Source organism: Vibrio sp. YT-18 (assembly GCF_033337345.1).
In the GTDB taxonomy this organism is placed as follows: domain Bacteria; phylum Pseudomonadota; class Gammaproteobacteria; order Enterobacterales; family Vibrionaceae; genus Vibrio; species Vibrio alginolyticus.
On sequence record NZ_JAWOQO010000041.1, the window covers coordinates 1 to 5,784 of the forward strand.

Annotated in this window: 5 protein-coding genes and 1 riboswitch; of the genes, 3 read left to right on the top strand and 2 right to left on the bottom strand. The window is 44.7% G+C overall.

Annotation, left to right across the window (positions count from 1 at the left end; genetic code table 11):
- Positions 1–129: 129 nt before the first annotated feature.
- On the bottom strand, positions 130–1,239 hold the full coding sequence (gene trmA, locus R7M72_RS23915) for a tRNA (uridine(54)-C5)-methyltransferase TrmA (RefSeq protein WP_033907263.1): 1,110 nt from the start codon (positions 1,237–1,239) through the stop codon (positions 130–132).
- Positions 1,240–1,423: 184 nt separating this feature from the next.
- Positions 1,424–1,624: riboswitch (cobalamin riboswitch) on the top strand.
- A gap of 55 nt (positions 1,625–1,679) precedes the next feature.
- Between trmA and btuB the strand changes: the two genes are divergently transcribed.
- From btuB to murI, 3 genes are read left to right on the top strand one after another with little or no spacing between them, the layout of a single operon-like run.
- A complete protein-coding gene (btuB, locus tag R7M72_RS23920; RefSeq protein WP_171343346.1) occupies positions 1,680–3,515 on the top strand; it encodes a TonB-dependent vitamin B12 receptor in 1,836 nt (611 codons plus the stop codon).
- Between the two features lie 59 nt (positions 3,516–3,574).
- Entirely contained in the window at positions 3,575–4,267 is a 693-nt protein-coding gene (locus R7M72_RS23925; RefSeq protein WP_005378675.1) for an ATPase, read from the top strand.
- Positions 4,268–4,298: 31 nt separating this feature from the next.
- Positions 4,299–5,102 carry a glutamate racemase gene (gene murI / locus R7M72_RS23930; RefSeq protein ID WP_213900082.1) on the top strand — a complete coding sequence of 268 codons (804 nt, stop codon included), beginning with the start codon at positions 4,299–4,301 and terminating at the stop codon, positions 5,100–5,102.
- Here the strand turns inward: murI and R7M72_RS23935 are convergent.
- Positions 5,065–5,520 (bottom strand): RNA-binding protein, encoded by a 456-nt coding sequence (locus tag R7M72_RS23935; RefSeq protein ID WP_017821270.1) that lies wholly within the window; start codon positions 5,518–5,520, stop codon positions 5,065–5,067. The genes murI and R7M72_RS23935 overlap by 38 nt on opposite strands.
- Between the last annotated feature and the right edge of the window lie 264 nt (positions 5,521–5,784).

Here is a 5,784-nt window from a genome sequence, read left to right on the forward strand (position 1 = left end):
TTTTAGTTGTTGATTTCATAACACTCTCCAATTTTGGGGGTGGAAAGTGTCAACCTTATTTAGGACGGCACAATCAAATTAAAAAAAGCGAGCCATTGAGCTCGCTTTTTTTTGTCTGAAGCTGGTGGACTAAGCTTTACGTTCCAATAGCACGCCAGCTTCCATGTGGTGGGTATAAGGGAATTGGTCAAACAGAGCAAAACGCGTCACGTTGTGTGTTTCGCATAGAATGTCCAAGTTCTCTTTTAGAGTCTCAGGGTTACAAGAGATGTACATGATGCGCTCGTAACCTTGCACCATTTTACAAGTATCGACATCCATCCCAGCACGTGGTGGATCGACAAAAATCGTGTTGCAGTTGTAGCTCTTCAGATCCACACCTGCATCTTGTAGACGACGGAATTCACGCTTACCTTCGATCGCTTGAGTAAATTCCTCTGCCGATAGACGTAAGATTTGTACGTTATCAATCTTATTGGCGGCGATGTTGTACTGTGCAGATACCACAGATGGCTTCGCTAGCTCAGTTGCCAGTACGCGGTCGAAATTCTGTGCCAACGCCAGCGAGAAGTTACCGTTACCACAGTAAAGCTCTAGTAGGTCGCCAGTGCTTTCTTGGGTACAGTCGACCGCCCATTCCAGCATCTTCTCTGCGACTTTGCCGTTCGGCTGAGTGAAGCTGTTCTCTACTTGTTGGTAGATGTAGCTTTGACCATTTACATCGAGCTTCTCGATAACGTAGTCTCGGTCTAGGACAATCTTCATCTTACGAGCGCGACCAATGATGTTTAGGTTAAAGCCTTCATCATTTAAACGCTGTTTAAGGGCTTTCGCGTTTTCAATCCACTCTTCATCAAGTTGGCGATGGTAAAGGAGTGAAACCAGAATCTCACCACTTAGCGTCGATAGGAAATCCACTTGGAACAGTTTACGACGTAGTGAGTCGTTGTCTTTCATCGCTTCAACCAATAGCGGCATCAGGTCGTTGATCAGACGGCTTGCTGCAGGGAATTGGTCAACACGGTACTTCTCACGAGTTTCTTGGTTGAACATGATGTAGTAAAGATCTTCGCCTTCATGCCAAACACGGAACTCAGCACGCATGCGGTAGTGCTGCTCTGGTGATTCAAACACTTCCAGTTCTGGCATGTTGTATGGCGCGAACATATCCGTGAGACGTTCGACTTTTTCAGCCAGTTGTTCTTGGTAGCGTTGTGGGTTTACATCAAGAGTAGCCATGATCTTACCTTTTATGGTGCATTCAATTTAAGAGCGCAGATTTTATTCAATCTCAATAGGATGTCCAGTTTTGTACTGGAATTGATTTAAAGATAGTGCGTACAGGCAGAGTAGAAAGCAAAATCAATCAAAACGTTACAACTTCTAAGGGCAATATTGGCTGGACAAATAATCAATAGCTGAATAATATTTGCCTCAAGTTGGTGCTATCTAGCAATCTAGATGGCTGAAATGGGAATCTGGTGTGAATCCAGAACTGACGCGCAGCGGTAAAAGAGAACGAACGCTCATCAGACACTGCATTAGTTTATGTGGGAAGTCGAGCAAGTAGGCGGTACACCCGTGCTCTTGAGTCCGAATACCTGCCAACAACTGAGCCACAGCACTGGACTGTCATGATGACAGGGCTCGGAAGGAATTACGCGATTTAGGACAATACAATGAGAAAATCCGCACTGGCGATCACTTTGGCATCGCTGCTTTCACCTGTCTCTTATCTACAGGCCCAAGAAACCTCCACTGACGAAACCATCGTTGTTACGGCAAACCGTTTTGAGCAAGCCGAAAGCCGTACGTTGGCAGATGTCGAAGTAGTTACTCGACAAGACATCGATCGCATTCAAGCGAAAACCCTACCAGATGTATTGCGTCGCCTTACCGGGATTCAAGTTTCACAAAATGGTGGTCGTGGTCAGCTAGCGTCTTTATTTGTTCGTGGAACCAGTTCCGACCAAGTTTTAGTACTGGTTGATGGCGTACGTTTTGCACGAGCAGCGAAGGGCGCTGTGGACTTTAACCAAATCCCACTTACTTACGTTCAACGTATTGAGTACGTGCGTGGTGCGCGTGCGTCACTTTACGGCTCAGAAGCGATTGGTGGCGTGATCAATATCATCACCATTGCGCGTGCTGACGAAGAAGGAACGAAGTTAAGTGCGGGTTTAGGCAGCTTAGATTACCAGGAATTGAGTGTGGCATCTGGTATTAAAGTCACAGAGAGCGGCCAGCTAAATATCGCGCTTGGTAGTGAAAGTGATGATGGTTATAACGTTCGTCCTGTACCGGGAGTTAATGACGGTGATCGCCATGGCTTTGATACAAAGAATGGTCTGCTAGGTTACGTGCATAACTTCAATGATCAGTGGTCTGCATTTGGTAACCTACGTGCTTACGAAAATGTTTATCAATATGACAGCAGCTACGGCAGTCGCGGTTACTACGAAGCAGAAAAAGACGATCTTTCTGTCACTCTGGGCGGTAAGTATCAGTCTGATAATGTAATGTCAGAACTACAAGTAACGGCACAGAAACAGAAGTCTTGGAACTATGAGCAAGCAAAAGGCAAACACTCAGGTACTGAAGATGAACTTGAGCAGCAGAATGTCCAGTGGACCAACAGTTACTTGCTAAACAACAATACGACGTTGGCTGGTGGTATTGATTGGCGTAATGAGTCTTATAAAGACAAGAGTGCGAATAAAACGTTTGATCGTACCAATGGCGCTCTGTTTGGTATGGCAACCACTAGTATTGATAAAGCAATGCTTGAGGGCAGTGCTCGCCTTGATGATAACGAAGAATACGGTAGTGAGTTCACTTACAGTTTAGCGGCTGGTTACCAATTTGTGCCAGAGTTTGGGGTTAAAGCTTCTTTTGGTACTGCGTTTAAGGCTCCAAACCTATATCAACAGTATGATCCAACATACGGTGAGAAAGATCTTAAGCCGGAAGAGTCAGATGCTTGGGAGCTAGCATTCAGCGGTGATGTCCAAGGCGTTTTTTGGTCCGTAACGGGTTATGACTATAAAATCACGAATCTTATCGATTACCATCCAACCACATACAAATATTTGAATGTCGATGGTGAAACACATATCCAAGGTGTGGAGCTTGTTGCTGAGTTTGACACAGGGATTGTGCAGCACCAGTTGAGTGCAGATTATAAAGATGCAGAAGACGATAAAGGGCATCAGTTGCAGCGCCGCGCTAAAGAAATGTATAAGTGGAATACTTTAGTGAGCTTCGATAAAGTGGATTGGTCGGTTAGCTATCAGTACGTCGGTAAGCGTCCAGATGTGGATTACAGCACTTGGCCTTCACAAGATATTACGCTTTCTTCTTACTCGTTGGTTGATACGGCGGTGACTTACTATCCGAATGAGTCGACCTCTATTAGCGCTCGTATCGATAATCTACTTGATGAAGAGTATGAGATGGCAAAAGGTTACCCTGCTGCGGAGCGAGCGTACTATCTCAACGTTGGCTACGAATTCTAATCGTGAATGAGCACAAACCGCCTTCGGGCGGTTTTTAATATTTTGTGGTGGAAAATCGAATGAAGAAACCCAAGCGAGTGGTGATCAGTTGGTCCAGTGGTAAAGATTCGACATTAACGCTTGAGCGCCTTAACGAGAATCCAAATTATCAAGTTGTCGGTTTGTACACGACTTACGTAGGGAAAGAAGTCCCTTTCCAAGCAACTCCGCTTGAAGTCGTACAAATGCAAGCAGACTTACTTGCGCTTCCGCTCATTACTATCGAGCTACCTGAAATCTTTCCAAGTAACGACATTTATCAATCGACCATCGTTAATGCATTACAAAGTAGTGGTCTGAACATAGAAGCTGTCGCATTTGGTGATATGTTTTGTAATGGCATTGCCGATTACCGACGCAGCTATATTGAACCTGTTGGCTGGGAATGCGTCTTTCCTCTATTAGGGGAGAGCAGCGAAAAACTAGCGATGGAAATCATAGAGCGTGGTATTCAAACTATGTTAATCACCATCGACGGAAGAGTTCTCCCTCCAGAATGGTGTGGTCGCTGGTATGACAAAGCCCTAATAGAGTCATTACCAAGTCAAATTGATCCCTGTGGGGAAAATGGTGAATTTCACACATTGGTCACGTCTTCGCCATCTTTTCAAGGACATATCGAGTTGACGAAGCGAGATGTAGAATCTGGAGATAGATTCAGCCATCAAAGATACCATGCTAAAGCATTGCCAAAACAAATCTACGCAGTATGATCGCAACGTTTCTGTTCTTTAGGTAAGGCTCGTGCGAGTAGCAAGTAAGAAAAAAGTCCTAGTTTTTGACTCCGGTGTTGGTGGCCTTTCTGTATTCCAAGAGATACATCGCCTATTGCCCCAGCTAGACTACTTATACTTATTCGATAATCAGGCTTACCCTTATGGTGAACTCGATCAGGCTGTACTCATTTCACGAGTTAACCAACTGGTCTCTTCATTAGTCGAAGAACACCAAGTCGACATTGTCGTCATTGCTTGCAACACGGCGAGCACCATAGTGCTTCCTTCCTTACGCGAAAATTTATCGATTCCCGTTGTTGGTGTTGTCCCTGCGATTAAACCCGCATCGCTTTTAGCATCAAAAGGGGTAGGGCTGATCGCCACTCCGGCGACAGTAACACGCCAATATACTCACGAGTTAATACGGGACTTTGCGCAAGGCAAACCAGTTGAGCTGGTGGGATCAACTCGCTTGGTAGATATGGCCGAAGAGAAATTGCGGGGCAACAGCGTTTCTCTCGACGAACTGACAAATATCCTGCTTCCCCTTCGCGATAAAGTCGATGTTGCGGTGCTCGGTTGTACTCACTTCCCTTTAATCAAAGAGGAGATTCATCAAGCTTTGGGTGGGGACGTTACTTTAATTGATTCAGGCGCAGCGATTGCACGTCGAGTAAAAGCATTGCTATTAAGTGATGAAATTGAGGATACAGAAGAGGGAAGTAAGTCGATTTATGCCAGTGCAACTCCTTGGCAGGAAGATGCACTGAACATTTGTTTAAAGAAGCTGGGTTTTAATCCTGTTCAGGTTTACCACCATCCGGGTGTTTAGGATCGTTCGCAATTCTCACTTTTAGCGTTCTCTCCATATATTCCTTTTCATTAAGTTTAGCGATAGCTGGCTTGGCATCTGCCGCAGCCATCACTACAAAACCAAACCCTCTTCTTTTTCCAGTGCGCTTATCTTTCATTAAGCGTACCGCATAGACCTGTCCATATTCAGCAAACAAATCGCGAACATGACTCTCATTGGCCTTATAAGGAAGGTTGCCGACATACAGCGTTTTAGTTGAAGGATCAGGCTCCGAAGATTGAAGAACAGGTGTTTTGCTAGAAAATGAAAAAAGAAAAGCAGTAGCGATAACACCAATGAGGAAGCTCAAGGCTGGTGGGATGATGAATTGAGAGAAAATGATTCCCCCAACGATGGCCAGCCCAACACATAAAATCAGATTTTTTTTAGACGTCATTTTAATTACTACACATAGTGATAAAGAGATCGATTGTCCATTAACAGAATAGACACATGAATCTTACGTATATGGTTGGTGTTTTTCCAACCAATTGCTGTGATATGTCTCAAATGTGACGAAGAAATATGCAAATATCGCACTTTTGGCTAATTTGTGACCGGTTGGTTTTTTATTTGCAAAAAATGCTTGTGCTAATTTCTCAACCCCCTATACTGCGCATCCACCGACACGGAGTGAGACGAAAGTCACACAGCGAGTCGG